At 62.2% G+C, this 15,029-nt stretch carries 16 protein-coding genes and 1 tRNA gene; 8 read left to right on the forward strand and 9 right to left on the reverse strand.

Annotated elements, in window-relative coordinates:
* The first annotated feature begins 36 nt into the window (after positions 1-36).
* A complete protein-coding gene (locus M9955_21930; protein ID MCO5084303.1) occupies positions 37-489 on the forward strand; it encodes a MarR family transcriptional regulator in 453 nt (150 codons plus the stop codon).
* Between the two features lie 2 nt (positions 490-491).
* Here M9955_21930 and M9955_21935 read toward each other — a convergent pair whose 3' ends face one another.
* From M9955_21935 to M9955_21955, 5 genes are all read right to left on the reverse strand, one after another.
* Positions 492-1,388, reverse strand: a complete 897-nt coding sequence (locus M9955_21935) for a sulfoxide reductase heme-binding subunit YedZ (protein ID MCO5084304.1) — start codon at positions 1,386-1,388, stop codon at positions 492-494.
* Positions 1,389-1,520: 132 nt separating this feature from the next.
* Positions 1,521-1,871, reverse strand: a complete 351-nt coding sequence (locus M9955_21940) for a DUF971 domain-containing protein (GenBank protein ID MCO5084305.1) — start codon at positions 1,869-1,871, stop codon at positions 1,521-1,523.
* 34 nt (positions 1,872-1,905) lie between these two features.
* On the reverse strand, positions 1,906-2,682 hold the full coding sequence (locus M9955_21945) for an alpha/beta hydrolase (GenBank protein MCO5084306.1): 777 nt from the start codon (positions 2,680-2,682) through the stop codon (positions 1,906-1,908).
* A 66-nt stretch (positions 2,683-2,748) separates the two neighbouring features.
* The gene (locus tag M9955_21950; GenBank protein MCO5084307.1) at positions 2,749-3,270 is read right to left on the reverse strand and encodes a DUF192 domain-containing protein; all 522 of its coding nucleotides are present in this window, start codon (positions 3,268-3,270) and stop codon (positions 2,749-2,751) included.
* A 29-nt stretch (positions 3,271-3,299) separates the two neighbouring features.
* A complete protein-coding gene (locus M9955_21955; GenBank protein MCO5084308.1) occupies positions 3,300-3,890 on the reverse strand; it encodes a CspA family cold shock protein in 591 nt (196 codons plus the stop codon).
* A gap of 207 nt (positions 3,891-4,097) precedes the next feature.
* Between M9955_21955 and gloA the strand changes: the two genes are divergently transcribed.
* Positions 4,098-4,538 (forward strand): lactoylglutathione lyase, encoded by a 441-nt coding sequence (gloA, locus tag M9955_21960; protein ID MCO5084309.1) that lies wholly within the window; start codon positions 4,098-4,100, stop codon positions 4,536-4,538.
* Positions 4,539-4,633: 95 nt separating this feature from the next.
* The gene (locus tag M9955_21965; protein MCO5084310.1) at positions 4,634-5,803 is read left to right on the forward strand and encodes an aromatic ring-hydroxylating dioxygenase subunit alpha; all 1,170 of its coding nucleotides are present in this window, start codon (positions 4,634-4,636) and stop codon (positions 5,801-5,803) included.
* A 2-nt stretch (positions 5,804-5,805) separates the two neighbouring features.
* On the opposite strand, the gene M9955_21970 is transcribed toward M9955_21965, so the two are convergent.
* A complete protein-coding gene (locus M9955_21970; protein ID MCO5084311.1) occupies positions 5,806-7,005 on the reverse strand; it encodes an MFS transporter in 1,200 nt (399 codons plus the stop codon).
* A gap of 240 nt (positions 7,006-7,245) precedes the next feature.
* On the opposite strand from M9955_21970, the gene M9955_21975 reads away from it, so the two are divergent.
* Positions 7,246-8,220, forward strand: coding sequence for a DUF1624 domain-containing protein (locus M9955_21975; protein MCO5084312.1), 975 nt, complete (start codon positions 7,246-7,248; stop codon positions 8,218-8,220).
* Entirely contained in the window at positions 8,217-8,693 is a 477-nt protein-coding gene (locus tag M9955_21980) for an isoprenylcysteine carboxylmethyltransferase family protein (protein ID MCO5084313.1), read from the forward strand. The genes M9955_21975 and M9955_21980 overlap by 4 nt, the downstream gene beginning before the upstream one ends.
* Before the next feature lie 15 nt (positions 8,694-8,708).
* Here the strand turns inward: M9955_21980 and M9955_21985 are convergent, their stop codons facing one another.
* Positions 8,709-9,095, reverse strand: a complete 387-nt coding sequence (locus tag M9955_21985; GenBank protein MCO5084314.1) for a MerR family DNA-binding transcriptional regulator — start codon at positions 9,093-9,095, stop codon at positions 8,709-8,711.
* Positions 9,096-9,175: 80 nt separating this feature from the next.
* Entirely contained in the window at positions 9,176-10,591 is a 1,416-nt protein-coding gene (gene mgtE, locus M9955_21990) for a magnesium transporter (protein ID MCO5084315.1), read from the reverse strand.
* A gap of 287 nt (positions 10,592-10,878) precedes the next feature.
* Here mgtE and M9955_21995 point away from each other — a divergent pair.
* Positions 10,879-10,963: transfer RNA gene (locus tag M9955_21995), tRNA-Leu, on the forward strand.
* A gap of 378 nt (positions 10,964-11,341) precedes the next feature.
* Complete coding sequence (gene lipB, locus M9955_22000) at positions 11,342-12,085, forward strand: lipoyl(octanoyl) transferase LipB (protein ID MCO5084316.1); 744 nt, start codon at positions 11,342-11,344, stop codon at positions 12,083-12,085.
* A 1,031-nt stretch (positions 12,086-13,116) separates the two neighbouring features.
* Here lipB and recA read toward each other — a convergent pair.
* A complete protein-coding gene (gene recA, locus M9955_22005) occupies positions 13,117-14,202 on the reverse strand; it encodes a recombinase RecA (protein MCO5084317.1) in 1,086 nt (361 codons plus the stop codon).
* 383 nt (positions 14,203-14,585) lie between these two features.
* On the opposite strand from recA, the gene aroQ reads away from it, so the two are divergent.
* On the forward strand, positions 14,586-15,023 hold the full coding sequence (aroQ, locus tag M9955_22010; protein MCO5084318.1) for a type II 3-dehydroquinate dehydratase: 438 nt from the start codon (positions 14,586-14,588) through the stop codon (positions 15,021-15,023).
* The last annotated feature ends 6 nt before the right edge of the window (positions 15,024-15,029 follow it).

Here is a 15,029-nt window from a genome sequence, read left to right on the forward strand (position 1 = left end):
CGGATTCCGTTCAAGGATGAACAAAATAGTTCAAGGATGAACAATACGCAAGCTTTGCCGTGGGATAATCCGCGCTTCAGAAACTGGATCGCCCTCGTACGTGCGGAAAAGGCCGTGGTCCGGGCGCTTACCAGGGCGCTGGCGCCGCTCGATCTCAAGATCGGCCAGCTGGATGTGCTGATGAACCTCTATCGCCACCCCGGCATGTCGCAGCACGATCTCGCGCGGCGGCTCCTCGTCGGCCGGTCCAACATCACAATGCTGCTGCCGCAGATGGAGAAGCAGGGTGTCCTTCGCCGCGAGAGCGACGCCAAGGACAAGCGCATCATGCGCCTTTTCCTTACCGGAGAGGGCGAAGCGCTCCTCATGGAGGCATTGAAGGTCTACAATGCGATTATCGAGCGCGTGATGGCGCATTCGAGCGCCGCGGAATGCGACCGCATGGGCGAACAGATGCGGCGCATCGAGGAAATGCTCGGCAACGATTGAATCTATGCGGATGCGGCGCCGCGCGTCGGTTTCGCAGCGCGTGGCGGCGAACCGCTTTTCTTGTACGCTCCGCGGAGAAAAGCTCCCGCCGCGACCGCAATGCCCGCAGCGAGGACCCACCAGGCAGGCCGGATCGTGTAGCCGAACTGCAGATTCGCGGAGAGGACCCGCATCGGCGGCACATTGGTGGCAAGACCATACCAGGCGAACTCGATGGCTGCCGTACCGACAGCAGCGGCGACCGCGACTGCGAGGAGGACGAACGGCGAGGTGAGCGACAGTCCCCATCTATGCGCCAGACGGTAGAGGAACAATGCGAGAAGGAAGCCGGCCATCAGCGTCGCCTGATAGACATCGAGTTTCGTCTGGATGAAGAAGTGCAGCACCGCCAGGACGGCGATCGGATAGACGATGCCGTGCAGCCTGTTCCAGTGGCGGCCAAGCCGGCGGATCATGGCGTCGGTGGACGTCGCCGCCAGCGCCGAGAGACCAAGCAACGCAACGAAGCCGATCGTCAGGTAGAAACGCAACGCAATTTCGGACGCGATGAAGCCCAGTCGGAATTTCTGGTCGAGTGCATAGAGCGAAAGGTGCGTCAGCGCATAGAAGAATGCCGCCAGACCAAGCATGCGGCGGACGTTTATCAGCGCCGGCCATTGCGCGATGCGGCGCAGCGGCGACACGCAGAGCGACAGGATCAGGAAACGGATCGCCCAGTCGCCGGTGCGATGGATGAGTTCGGTGATCGGCCGGGCGCCCAGCGGCCCAACCGCCGCTCCGCTTGTCAGGCTTCCGGTCATCAGCCCCCAGACGAGATAAAGCGCCGGAAGCAGCGTGCCCGCGAGGACGATAGCCTTCAGCGGCGAAAATCGTCCGGCGCGATCGGTCCAGGGCATCATCCGCAACATTTCGTTGTGCTCGTCACAGATACGGTCCCGCGCGACGATAGTTACATCGAGGCCGGGATTTTTCGACGATACGTCCTTCTCTCTTCGCGCGCCGGAATGGTCTGACGCTGTTTGCCCGGAGGATCAGTCCCGCGAAAGCCCTTTCCCGTTCAATTCAGCGAGATAGTCCGCCCAGCGGCTTTCGCGTTCATGCCCGAGCGTATGAAGGTAACTCCAAGTGTAGATGCCGCTGTCGTGCCGGTCGTCGAAGACGATGCGCACCGCATAATTGCCGACCGGCTCGATCCGGGAGATGGCGACATTTCGCTTGCCGGGAACCGTGACGCGCTGCTCCGGCGAGTGGCCCTGCACCTCGGCGGACGGCGACAGCACGCGCAGCAACTCGGCCGGCAGTTCCTGCGGCGCATGGTCCGGGAACGTGATCGTCAGCAGCCGGCGATCCTTCGACACGCGGAGTTCTTTCGGTGCGATCATGCCGAAACTTCCATGACCTCATCGCCCGGCAGTTTCATCGTGCGAAGCCGGCTATCGGGTGGGCGGCGAGAAATTCCAGCACCCGCTTCTTGAATGTGCGGTCGCCGACGGACAGCATATGATCGCGGCCCTCGATGTCAAAGCTCTCCGCATTCGGCATCAGGGCGGCGAGTTCGGACGGCGAGCCGCCGATGTCGTCGCGCGTGCCGACGGCTATCAGCACGGGTTGCGCGATGCGGGCCACATCGGCCTCGGAGAGGTCCTCGCGGGATGTCGCGATGCAGGCGGCAAGCGCGCGGCGGTCGCTTTTCGTCTGATCGGCGAAGGCTCGGAACATTTTTCCGCGCTGGTGCGTGATTGCGGCGGAATCGGGCGTGGAAAGCGCTTCCGCGATCGGGTCCCAGTCGCCGACGCCGTCGACCATACCGATGCCGAGCCCGCCGAAGATCAGGGCGTTCACCCGGTCGGGGTGTTCGAGAGCCAGGAAGGCGCTGACGCGTGCGCCCATCGAATAGCCCATCACATCCGCGACCGGAATGTCGAGATGGTCAAGCAGCGCTGCCGCGTCGCCCGCCATCATGGACGGCGTATAATCGGCCGGATCGTAGCTTTTGGACGTATCTCCGTGACCGCGATGGTCGAAGGCGATGGCGCGGTATCCCGCGTCGTTGAGCGTTTTCACCCAACCCGGCGAAATCCAGTTCACCCGCATGTTCGAAGCGAAGCCGTGGATGAGGAGGACGGGTTCGGCCGTCGCCGGCCCGGTGTCCAGATAGGCGATGTCGAACTGATCGTGACGGAAAAAATTCATCTGGTTCCGAAGCGTCGAAAATCTGTCCGATCAGGGTCCGGCATCTTCCCTCGACGGCGCGTGCGCCTATCCGGGAGAAGCGCCGTTGACCTTGCCGTCTACAGCATCGATCTCGGGATGGCGAATCCGCGCTCCTGTCTCGATGCCGCGCGCGGCGGCGGTTCCGGCGTTGAGTTCGAGGACGAAGCGAACCGGCGCATTGGGAGAGATGACCGCTTCCGACATAGGCTCGCCGTGCCGGATCGCCTTGACCTTGCCGTCCTCGCCGATGAAGATCAGGTCCAGCGGCAGCTTGGTGTTCTTCATCCAGAAGCCGACGTCGCGGGTCTGCTCAAAGACGAAAAGCATGCCCTGATCGGTCGGCAGGTAGTCGCGGAACATCAAACCCATGCTGCGTTCGGCCGTATCGTCCGCGATCTCCACCTTGAACGACAAATCGCCCGACGGCGTTTCGGCGATCAGCGGCGCGGGATCGACGGGCAGCATCATCGCCTTGTTTTCGGCGACGGCATAGACGACCGATGAAATGAGGAGCGCCAACGACAGTCCGCCGCCGACAAGATTGTTGCGCAGTCCAGAGCGCCGCATGAAGTACCCCGAAATTGGCCCGGTCGCGCCTAGTGCGAGACCGGCAGCGTTCCGATATCGGGATGAATTTCGGCAGCCATAAGGCCCTTGGTGCCGCGTCCGAAACGACAGAGCACGACCTGCCCCGGGCGCAGTTCGGTGATGCCGTACCGGCGCAGCGTCTCCATATGCACGAATATGTCTTCGGTGCCCTCCCCGCGCGTCAGGAAGCCGAAGCCCTTGGTGCGGTTGAACCACTTGACCAGCGCGCGTTCGAGACCGCTTTCGGCCGTCACAGCGACATGCGTGCGCGCCGGCTGCTGTTCGGCCGGATGCACCGCCGTGGACATATCCATCGACAGGACCTTGAACGCCTGAAGCCCACGGTCCCCCGGCTTCGCCAGAACGACGATGCGAGTTCCTTCGAGCGCTGTCTGGAAACCGTCGCGGCGCAGACATGTCACATGAAGCAGCACATCTCCGGTGGCTGGCAGGTCAGGGAGAATGAAGCCGTAGCCTTTTGCGACGTCGAACCACTTGATGGCGCCGGAGACTTCAAACAAGCCGGCGGCGTCGGTTCCCTGATCCAGCCCCTCGTCCTGGTCCGAATCATGCCCCATCCAAGAGGCTTTGTCCCCCATACCTCCGACCCCTTCGCAATAAACGCCGCACTGATTCTTACTTTCAAATTAACACTGGCGGTTCCCGTGTGCGCAAGTGCCAAGGCCGGAATTTTGATGAATTGACCGGCCTCGACTCTCCCTGACACCCCTGTCAAAGCTCCGGAAGGTTGCCCACAACCCCGCGACCGCCATATGTTGGGGACCGACAGGCAGGAAGGACAGGAAATGCGCTACCTCCACACGATGGTCCGTGTGACCGACATCGACCAGTCGCTCGACTTCTACTGCAACAAGCTCGGCCTCAAGGAGGTCAGGCGCCACGAAAACGCTCAGGGCCGCTATACGCTGATATTTCTCGCGGCGCCGGACGATGAGCGGAGCGGCGTTGAGAACAAGGCCCCACTGGTCGAACTGACCTACAACTGGGACCCGGAGGACTACAAGGGCGGGCGGAATTTTGGTCATCTCGCCTATGAGGTCGACGACATTTACGAGACTTGCCAGCGCCTGATGGACAATGGCGTCACCATCAATCGCCCGCCGCGCGACGGCAACATGGCTTTCATCAAGTCACCGGACGGCATTTCCATTGAACTGCTGCAGAAGGGGCCCGCCAAGGAGAAGGCCGAACCCTGGGCTTCCATGGCCAACACCGGCTCCTGGTGACGGCCGCGATATATCCGGCATCCAACAGCCGGCGACGGCCGCGAAGATTGACAAAAGGCGTCGCCGGGTGTCCGCTTTCTTCAGGGAGCGACCCGATGACTGCGGATGCTGAAATCCGGACAGCGTACAACGGCCTGCCGGACCTTCAGCCGACACTGCCGACTGACGATTACGTCAGGGCCGACGCTTTCGACCGGGAACTTGAAGCGATCTGGTATCGGAACTGGGTCTATGTCTGCCGGGAGAGCGATCTGCCGGAGGCTCTCCACTATCGCACCGCGCGGATCGGCACGCAGTCGATCATCATATTGCGCGACGAGACCGGCGTGCTCCGTGCATTTCATAACACCTGCCGGCATCGCGGATCGGAACTGTGCTCCGCGAACGAAGGCAGGTTGAAGGCCCGGCTTCTCACCTGTCCCTACCACGCATGGTCCTACTCGCTGCGCGGCGATCTTGTGCGCGTGTCGTCGAAATCGCTTCCGCCGGGCTTCGACAAGGCTGACTATCCGCTTTATCGCATTGCGCTGTCGGTTTGGCGCGGCTTTGTCTTCGTCAATCTGTCGGAAAAGGCAGACAGTTCGGTGGAGGCGAGCCTTGATCCGCAATCGGGCGACCTCGGCAACTGGCCCAACGAGACGCTTGTGCGCGGCCATGTCGTGGAGAAAACGATCGCCTGCAACTGGAAGATTTTCTGGGAGAACTACAACGAATGCCTGCATTGCCCGGGCGTCCACAAGCACCTGTCGCAACTCGTGCCGATCTACGGACGCGGCCTTATGGCGCGGGAGGACGATCCCGAATGGCAAATCCGCGCGGACAATGATGCGCCGGAATATGCAGGCGGTCTGCGCCGCGGCGCCGAAACGTGGTCGGAGGACGGTCTCGTTCACGGCCCGACCTTTGCCGGTCTCACCGATGCGGAGCGCAAGGCCGGCCAGACATATGCGACCCACCTGCCCTCCATGTTCGTCGTCGGCCATGTCGACTATGTGCGCGTGGTGAGCCTGCGACCGCTCGGGCCGACGCAGACTCACCTTACCGCCGAATGGCTTTTCCCGGCCGAGGCGCTTGGCGATCGCGTGGCCGTCGAGAACGTGGTGCGGTTCGGCGCCCGCGTCCTCGACGAGGACGCAGCCATCTGCGAGGTAAACCAGCGCGGACTTGGGTCGAGGCGACACCGGCACGGCGTGTTGATGCCGGAAGAATACGACCTGTTCCGCTTCCACCAGTGGGTGCGCGAAAAGACGTCGCCAAAATCCTGAGTTCACATTGATTTCGGCATATATCTCCAGGTGATTGCAGCGCATATCGCGCAGAAGATCCCGAGCGTCACGAAGATTGCGCCGAGATTGAAGAAGCCGAGGACGATCGAATAGACCAGCGGCGGCAACAGATCCGAAAGATCGAGATAGGTACGATAGATCGACGTCATTTCAGCCCGCTCCCGCGGCTTCACGGCGCGAAAGAAGGCGTTTGATCCGAGCGCGTCCAGCGCGATCGTGAAGAAGGTACAGACCAGCAATATCGCTGCCGTGAGCAGCGGATGGTCCTCCCCGGTGAAGCCGGCGAGGCAAAGCGTCACCGTCATGGCGGCAAACGCCAGCGCCATGATGAGGCGTGTCCCGGCGCGTCTGGCGATCCAGCCCCAGAACAGCGCCGTGAACAGAAGCGCGTTGCCGGCCGAGACCAGCAGGCCGCCCGCCAGTTTTCCCTCGCCTGTCACCACCATCAGGATCGGGCCGTAGATGAAGAACGTCGTCCAGAAGCAGGAGCGCCCGAAAGCGATCAACCATGCGAGCCGAAGGCGCGGCTGGCTCACGAAGCGTCTGATGTTCTTGAGCGGATTGCTCGGCTTGGCCTTGCCTGGCCTGATGGCGGAATTCTCGCTCAGGCGGAAATACCAGAACAGAATGAGCAGGGTTACCGAGCACAGGACCGAGAGCCCGTGCGCGGCCAGCAGACCGAAATGGGTGTAGATGAAAACGCCTGCCGCCGGCCCCAGCGTCCAGCCGAACGTCGACCATGCCATGCGCAGCGATTCGGCGTGGACGAATTCGGTCTTTCTTATGTGGTCCATGATGTAAAGATTGAGCGTGATCGCCAGCGCGCCCGCCCCGCCGGCCCGCGCCAGCATGCCGATGACCTGTCCCGACAGGCTGTTCGTCAGGAATGCCGCCGCGCCGAGAATCAGCAGGCATACGCCCAGCGAATAGACCCACCTTCGCGGCACAACCCCGATCAGAAGCGGGAGGGCGAGCGTTATGCCGAGAGCGCAGACGGAAACCGCCGTGTAGAGCAGCGAGATCTGCTGCTCGTTCTGCAGCAATTCGTAGGCCTGGATCGGGATCACGCTGGCCACGAGCGCGCGGGCGAAGGATTCGATGGCGTAAAGGCCGGCGAAAGTCCTCGCACCCGGCTCGCGCATGACCGGAAGCCAGATCGGATGCCGAACCTGAGTTGCCATGTCTGGCGGATGCTCTGCTTTTCGGGTGAGACAGGATTTCGGCAAGGATGCAGATGCGTCCTGCAAAAACTGTTGAGAGAAATCGACCTCCTGTGCCGCAAATGCATGAACGGCCACAGAATATTCGGCCGTGGCATAATCCGGTCGGGCCGGGCAGCCATGCACACGGGCCAACAACGACGTTGACGCGACCTGTTGCCGGCCTCATGTGCTGTGGCTGACACAACCGGAATTGAACGCATGCGTGCACCGCCGCCCAGGACTCCCCGCGTGGACGGGCTCGACGTGGCGCGAGGTCTCGCGCTGCTGGCGATGGCCAGCTACCATTTCACCTGGGATCTCGAATTCTTCGGCTATATCGAACCGGGCACGACCGCCCAGGGGCTGTGGAAGCTTTATGCGCGGGCCATCGCTTCGACCTTCCTCCTGCTCGCGGGGGTAAGCCTCGCGCTCGCTCACGGCAACGGCATCCGCTGGCAGGCCTTCTGGCGGCGTTTCGTCATGGTTGCAGCCGCCGCCGCCGCGATTTCGGCCGCCACCTATCTGGCAGTGCCGAACGGCTTCATATTCTTCGGGATACTTCATCAGATCGCATTGGGCAGCCTGCTTGGCCTCGTGTTTCTGCGGCTTCCTCCGCTGATCATCCTCGCTGCCGCACTGGTCGTCATCGGAGCGCCGCATTTCCTCAAATCGCCGATGTTCGATCATCCCTGGCTCTGGTGGCTCGGCCTGGCGCCGATCAATCCACGGTCGAACGACTATGTGCCGGTGTTTCCGTGGTTCGGCGTGGTTCTCGTCGGTATCGGGCTTGCGCGCTCGTTCCAGCAGGCCGGGCTCATCGCGCGGCTCGCTGCGATCCGCGCCAGGGATTGGACGAAACCGTTCCGTTTCGCGGGCCGTCACAGCCTCGCCGTTTATCTCATCCACCAACCTGTGCTGATCGGCCTCGTCTGGCTTTTCGCCCAAATCTGGCCCGCGCCGATGGTGACCGAGCAGGCACGTTTCACCGTCTCCTGCGAGTCGCGTTGCGCCGAAACCCAGAACGAGACGTTCTGCAAACGCTACTGCGGCTGCATGCTCCAGCGGATCGAGGACGCCGGTCTTCTGGCGCCCATTTTCTCCGGGACGGCGAGCGAAGAGCTCAATAGCCGTATCGGCGATTTGGCGCTATCGTGCAGCGCCGAGATCGAAGGGCTGGAGGACTCGCCACCGTGACCGACATACAGGCGCGCCCGAGCAATTTTCCGTGGCCACCGCTCATCTATGTCGCGGCCATCGCAGCGAGCATCCTGCTGCACTTCCTGCTCGAACTGCCCTGGCTGCCGCCCCCGGTCTCCGATATTCTCTTCGCGATCGGATGGGTGCTTGTTGCAGGCGGCGTTGCGCTCATCGTCGGCGCCCTGCGTGCGATGCGCGCCGCAAAAACCACATCCGCGCCTCACAAGCCAGCCGCGCATCTGGTGACGAACGGTGCTTTCGGCATCACCCGCAACCCGCTTTACCTTGCCAACACGCTGGTCATGCTGGGCATCGGGCTGATCGCGGGCATGCCCTGGTTCCTGATCCTCGCGCTCGTCGCCGCCTTCCTCACGCAGAAGCTGGCGATCGAGCCGGAAGAGCGGCATCTCGATGCCCGTTTCGGCAAGAAATATCGGGAGTATGCGAAGAAGGTCCGGCGCTGGATCTGAGCCGTCTTCCGGAGGTCAGGTCTTTACGCCGAGTTCGGCCAGCCTTTCGACGCAGGAATCCTCGGCCCGGTCGAGTTCCACCAGCGTTTCCTCGAGATCGCGCCGCTTCTGCCGCAGATCCTCACGCTTCTCCTCGATGCGCTTCAGCATCAGATTGAGCTGACCGACCTCTCCGGGCGGCTCCTTGTACATCTGGATGATCTCGCGGATCTCGCTGATCGAAAAACCCAGACGCTTTCCGCGCATGATCTGCTTGATCAGATGACGGTCGGACGGCCGAAAAAGCCGCGTGCGGCCGCGGCGGACCGGCTGGATCAGCCCTTCGTCCTCATAGAAACGCAGCGTGCGCGTGGAGACGTCGAATTCGCGCGTAAGTTCGGTGATGGTATAGTATTCGCGCATCCCGACATCATCCCACGCTTGATTCAAGCGGGGATTTCGCACGGCGCTTACGTAAAAGTCAATTGCCGCTCTCGCCCTCGCTACATCAGCCCGAACCACCAGGTGGCGAGGCCGAGGAAGGCGAAAAAGCCGACGACATCCGTTACGGCCGTGACGAATACGGCCGACGCCACCGCCGGGTCCGCGCCGACCTTGTCCAGCACGAGCGGGATGATAATGCCGGCAAGCGCGGCCACGAACATGTTGATGATCATGGCGCAGGCGATGATGCCGCCGAGATTCGGATCGCCGAACCATAGTCCCGCCACCGTGCCGATCAGAGCAGCGAAAATGATGCCGTTCAGGAAGCCGACGCCCATCTCGCGGCGGATGATGCGGCCCGCATTGTATATGTCCAGATCCTTGGTCGCGAGCGCGCGGACAGTGACGGTCATGGTCTGCGAACCGGCATTGCCGCCCATGCCCGCCACGATGGGCATCAGCACCGCAAGCGCGACGATCTTCTCGATCGTATGATCGAACAGGCCGATGACGGAGGCCGCCAGGAAAGCCGTGAGCAGATTGACGAGCAGCCACGGGACGCGGGAACGCGACGTGGCGAGCACCTTGTCGGACAGTTCCTCGTCGCCGACGCCGCCCATGCGCAAGAGGTCCTCTTCCGCCTCCTGCTGGATCACGTCGACCACGTCATCGATGGTGAGCACGCCGACAAGCCGGTCGTTCTCGTCAACCACGGCGGCGGACAGAAGGTCGTATTGCTCGAATTCACGCGCTGCCTCCTCCTGATCCATCGTGGCCGGAATGGCATGGCGCGTTTCGTGCATGATGTCGGCGATCTTCACCGAGCGCTTGGTCCGCAGGATCTGGTCGAGATCGATCGCGCCGAGCAGCTTGAAGGTCGGATCGATGACGAAGATCTGCGAGAAGCGCTCCGGCAGGTCGGTATCCTCGCGCATGTAGTCGATCGTCTGGCCGACGGTCCAGAAAGGCGGAACGGCGACGAACTCCGTCTGCATGCGCCGGCCGGCGCTCTCCTCGGGGTAATCGAGGGCGCGTCTCAGCCGGATGCGTTCGGTGAAAGGCAGCTTCGCAAGAATCTCGTCCTGGTCTTCCTGATCGAGATCTTCGAGGATGTAGACGGCGTCGTCGGAATCGAGTTCCTGCACCGCCTGCGCGATCTGCTCGTTCGGCAGAGCGTCGACAATGTCGTGGCGGATGGCGTCATCGACCTCCGTCAGCGCGGAGAAATCGAAGTCCGAACCGAGGAGATCGACCAGCGCGTGGCGCTGTTCGGGCATCAGGGCTTCGAGAAGGTCGCCAAGCTCCGACTGGTGCAACTCGCTGACGTCACGCTTGAGCGTGATCGTGTCGCGATCGGCGATCGCCGCCCCGATTCGCGCCAGGAACGAGGCGGCGATGCTGCCGTCTTCTCCATAGATCCCGGAATGCGCCGCCTCAGGCGTCGGAGCGGCTTTTTCTTCTTCCGTGCCTTCCACCGGCGCCTCCCTCGAAATCCGGGGCGTTTCGGGTCAACGTCTAGCCTGCATCATCGTGAAAGACAAAACGAAATGCGCGTCCGTCGCGACACGCGTCAATCCGCGTATCGGTGCGACAGATATGCAGCGGCACTCTCGCAGCCGACGCTACGGACGAGAGGCACGCCTTTGCGGCGCAACTCAAAATCTGTCCGACAGCCGCCGGAATAATCGGTTGGCGGCTTGTTTCCCCGAAAGTGATTTGCTACATGCCCGCGGGCCGGCTCTGACCGGCTCTTCTGTGACGTGCGGTCGTGGCGGAATTGGTAGACGCGCAGCGTTGAGGTCGCTGTGGGGCAACCCGTGGAAGTTCGAGTCTTCTCGACCGCACCAACACTCCCTTCGAAATCAAGGCAAACGGCCTGCGGCGCTGTTCTTTAATGCCGGCTGCCTGCATTTTTGCGCGTTTCTCTTCTCCCCGCATGAAAAAGCCCGCCCCGGCTGAACGGAGCGGGCCTGCTTTCGTTTCGGCTCGATAGCTCAGCGCGGCTTGATGATGCCGCTCAGCGAAAATTCCGGCAGATGCCACCCGAAGCAACGTACGGTATGCATATGATTCTCCAGTTGTCTGAGACTTGCTTGCAGACCGTATACTGACGTTGCGGAAAGACATGTCAAGCATGAACGCCACGCAGAATTGCTTTAGTGCAGCGCCTTTGAAGGCCGAAATGATGCTGGATTCGTCCGATTGCCGCATCCTATATCCTTGACATGATGTTGCGCGACGACCTCTCCGCCAATTTTCTGCCCGCCATCGGCGCGCCATCCGTCGAATGGCGCGTGGAACCGGGGCTGACAGCCTATCCCGACGCGGTCGCCTTCATGGAACAGCGCGTTGCCGAAATTCGGGACGGTACGGCGCCTGAACTCGTCTGGCTGGTGGAGCACCCTCCGCTCTATACCGCCGGCACCAGCGCGAAGACCGACGATCTGGTCGATCCCAACCGGTTTCCCGTTTTTCCGTCGAGCCGCGGCGGCGAGTACACCTATCATGGTCCCGGACAGCGGGTGGCCTATGTCATGCTCGATCTGAAGCAACGACGGGAGGACGTGCGCGCCTTCGTCGCGGCTCTGGAGACATGGGTCATCGAAACCCTTGCCGCCTTCAACATACGCGGCGAACGGCGCGAGGATCGCGTCGGTGTATGGGTCGTGCGGCCCGACCGCCCGCCCCTGCCGGATGGACGGCCGTCCGAGGACAAGATCGCCGCGATCGGCATCCGGTTGCGCCGATGGGTTTCGTTCCACGGCATCTCGATCAATGTCGAGCCGGACCTCGGTCACTTCGCCGGGATCGTACCCTGCGGCATCCGCCAGCATGGCGTCACCAGTCTTGTCGACCTCGGCCTGCCGGTCACGGTGGACGACCTCGACGCCGCTCTCAGGACGACGTTCGAGAAGGTGTTTGGACGAACAGAACCGGTGCGATCGACTCTTGAGCGCGCCGCGGGATAAGGATCAAAGGCTGCCTATCCACATGGCGACGGATACGAGGAAGGTGCTCATGCACACCATGGAGATGACATCCTGAAGCAGATCCTGCATGGTGGAACTCTCCGTGTTTTTAGTCTGTTTTTATTATGTTCTATTTTTGTTCACATCGTCAATCCTCGCCGGCGCTTCTTACTGACATGAACTGACGCGCAGCCTTCGAGCGGTTAACGATCGGTTATCGGAGCGACCTCGCTTCTTGGAGGTCTCGGCGGTTGCAGCCTAGCGATAGGAGCACCAAGTCGTTCCCCCGCTTTTTGCGAAGCCGGGGTGATGGTTTGCGGGAGGCGGGCGCATGGCCGGGCGCCTGTTGTGAATGTTTAGTGACGCCTTGCCATGCGCCGCTGGCGTTTTCTCTCCGTCCGGACCCGGCCCAACGTCCGTCCGGAGGAAGCCGGACGGAACAGCGAGCGCACGAACCCGAGCGCCGGGGACAGCAACTCTGCCGCAAACCCAACGGCGATGATGCCGCGCCACACTTGTCTGGATGACCGGTCGTCGACACCCGTTCCCGCCGGCAAGCTGCCGAGGAGAAGGATAGAGGCAGAAGCGGATGCGGGGGCAAGTTCGGGGTGCGAAATCGCGCAAGCGACTGATGTCGCGGGCGGAAAGTTTTCGGAGGCGGCGGATTTGTCCCCGCTTGTGAGCGCTTCGTCAGGTCTGTCGGACTTGCCGTCCCGGCGTTCGCGCCATTCTCTCCACCTCGTCATCCTCGGGCTTGACCCGAGGATCCATGCCTGAACGCCGATGAAGGCGTAGCGGTGAAGGACGGGCACCCGTCGCCCGCCGTCTCATCCGTCCGCGACGTTCAGGCATGGATCCTATGGTCGCGCTCCGCTTCGCTGCGCTTTCCATAGGATGACGAAGGGGAGAAGGTGGGATGCGCGGCATGAGCCGTTTCGCGCAGTTCGGCCGCCGCCGGGATCGAGCCGCGTGTCTCGATCCGTCCTTCGGACCCCACAAGAGAGAAGGAAGGGCGCTCGTTGCCCGACCGCTCATCCCTCGGCGGCGTCGTCAAAACTCTCGCCGCCGCCATTCTCAAGGAATTTCTCGGCAATCAGGCCGGCATTCTGGCGTAGCGCCGTCTCTACCTCGTGCGCCAGTTCGGGATTGTCGCGCAGAAAATTCTTGGCGTTCTCCCGGCCCTGGCCGAGACGCTGCGAATTGTAGGAGAACCATGCGCCCGACTTCTCGATGACGCCGGCCTTGACGCCGAGGTCGATCAACTCGCCCGTCTTGGACACGCCCTCGCCATACATGATGTCGAATTCGACCACTTTGAAGGGTGGAGCCAGCTTGTTCTTGACGACCTTCACGCGGGTCTGGTTGCCGACGACCTCCTCGCGGTCCTTGACCGAGCCGATGCGGCGGATGTCCAGACGTACCGAAGCGTAGAATTTCAGCGCGTTGCCGCCCGTCGTCGTCTCCGGCGAACCGAACATAACGCCGATCTTCATGCGGATCTGGTTGATGAAGATGACCATGGTGTTGGAACGGGAGATCGAGGCCGTCAATTTGCGTAGCGCCTGGCTCATCAGGCGGGCCTGCAGGCCGGGCAGCGAGTCGCCCATCTCGCCCTCGATCTCGGCGCGCGGCGTCAGCGCCGCGACCGAATCCACAACCAGCACGTCGATGGCGCCCGAGCGCACCAGCGTGTCGCAGATTTCCAGCGCCTGCTCGCCGGTATCGGGCTGCGAGATCAGGAGATTTTCGAGGTCGACGCCGAGCTTGCGGGCATAGACCGGATCGAGCGCATGCTCGGCATCGACGAAAGCGCAGATGCCGCCCTTCTTCTGCGCCTCGGCGACGGTATGCAGCGCCAGCGTGGTCTTGCCCGAGCTTTCCGGCCCGTAAATCTCGATGATGCGGCCGCGCGGCAGGCCGCCGACGCCGAGCGCGATGTCGAGGCCGAGCGAGCCCGTCGAGACCGTTCCGATCTCGACCACCTGCTCATTGGCGCCGAGCCGCATGATGGAGCCTTTGCCGAACGCGCGCTCGATCTGGGAGAGCGCCGCATCCAGGGCCTTCGATTTGTTGTCCACCTGTCTTTCCTCTACGAGCCGCAGCGTATTCTGAGCCATGATACATTACCCCTTGATCGTCAATCGAAGCCCGGAGGCGTCATCGTCAGGGCATAATCTGTACCTATTTTGTTCTAATTTGGCAAGGGGCATCAACGTATTGATTCAAATAGGAAATGCAGATTTGTTCTATTTTTGTATCGGCGATTTCCAGGAGATTGGACTTCCCTGAGCACGACGCAGCGACGCCCCGAAGTCCGCGCGCCGCGACGAAGGCGATTCTCTCCCCGGGCCTCCACCCAACGGAGGCGGGCGTACCGATGCGCGGAAGTCCGTCCTTATCCCTCCATGCTGTGGACATCAAAAGAACGCACTTGCGCTCTTTGCGAGGCTCAATATGCCCACTATAGAGGGGCCGTGCCGGCCGGCGCGGAAAGGAATCCATGGCGAAAGCGGTCTTCGTCCTCAACGGACCAAACCTCAACATGCTGGGCAGACGGGAGCCTGCCATCTATGGCGGCAAGAATCTGGCCGCCATCGCCAATGACTGCAAGGAGGCCGGCGCGGAGCTTGGCCTCGACGTCGATTTCCGTCAGTCGAACCACGAGGGCGATCTGGTCGACTGGGTCCAGGAAGCGGCCGAGAAGGCCGGCGGCGTGGTCATCAATCCCGGTGCCTATGGCCATACCTCCATCGCGCTTCACGACGCCATCCGCGCGGCGGCGCCGCTCCCCGTGATCGAGGTGCATCTTTCCAATATCCATGCGCGCGAGCCGTTCCGGCACCATACGATGACGGCGCCGGTGGTGGTCGGCGTGATCTGCGGGCTCGGCCCGCTGGGCTACACGCTGGCGTTGCGCGCTCTTGCCGACCGGATCTGACCCGGA

It is taken from the genome of Rhizobiaceae bacterium, assembly GCA_023953845.1.
Taxonomy (GTDB): Bacteria; Pseudomonadota; Alphaproteobacteria; order Rhizobiales; family Rhizobiaceae; genus Arvimicrobium.

Bases quoted from the DNA above. Each gene is read 5' to 3' on its own strand.
- M9955_21930 (MCO5084303.1), top strand. From the start codon at position 37: ATGAACAATACGCAAGCTTTGCCGTGGGATAATCCGCGCTTCAGAAAC.
- M9955_21935 (MCO5084304.1), bottom strand. From the start codon at position 1,388: ATGATGCCCTGGACCGATCGCGCCGGACGATTTTCGCCGCTGAAGGCT.
- M9955_21940 (MCO5084305.1), bottom strand. From the start codon at position 1,871: ATGATCGCACCGAAAGAACTCCGCGTGTCGAAGGATCGCCGGCTGCTG.
- M9955_21945 (MCO5084306.1), bottom strand. From the start codon at position 2,682: ATGAATTTTTTCCGTCACGATCAGTTCGACATCGCCTATCTGGACACC.
- M9955_21950 (MCO5084307.1), bottom strand. From the start codon at position 3,270: ATGCGGCGCTCTGGACTGCGCAACAATCTTGTCGGCGGCGGACTGTCG.
- M9955_21955 (MCO5084308.1), bottom strand. From the start codon at position 3,890: ATGGGGGACAAAGCCTCTTGGATGGGGCATGATTCGGACCAGGACGAG.
- gloA (MCO5084309.1), top strand. From the start codon at position 4,098: ATGCGCTACCTCCACACGATGGTCCGTGTGACCGACATCGACCAGTCG.
- M9955_21965 (MCO5084310.1), top strand. From the start codon at position 4,634: ATGACTGCGGATGCTGAAATCCGGACAGCGTACAACGGCCTGCCGGAC.
- M9955_21970 (MCO5084311.1), bottom strand. From the start codon at position 7,005: ATGGCAACTCAGGTTCGGCATCCGATCTGGCTTCCGGTCATGCGCGAG.
- M9955_21975 (MCO5084312.1), top strand. From the start codon at position 7,246: ATGCGTGCACCGCCGCCCAGGACTCCCCGCGTGGACGGGCTCGACGTG.
- M9955_21985 (MCO5084314.1), bottom strand. From the start codon at position 9,095: ATGCGCGAATACTATACCATCACCGAACTTACGCGCGAATTCGACGTC.
- lipB (MCO5084316.1), top strand. From the start codon at position 11,342: ATGATGTTGCGCGACGACCTCTCCGCCAATTTTCTGCCCGCCATCGGC.
- recA (MCO5084317.1), bottom strand. From the start codon at position 14,202: ATGGCTCAGAATACGCTGCGGCTCGTAGAGGAAAGACAGGTGGACAAC.
- aroQ (MCO5084318.1), top strand. From the start codon at position 14,586: ATGGCGAAAGCGGTCTTCGTCCTCAACGGACCAAACCTCAACATGCTG.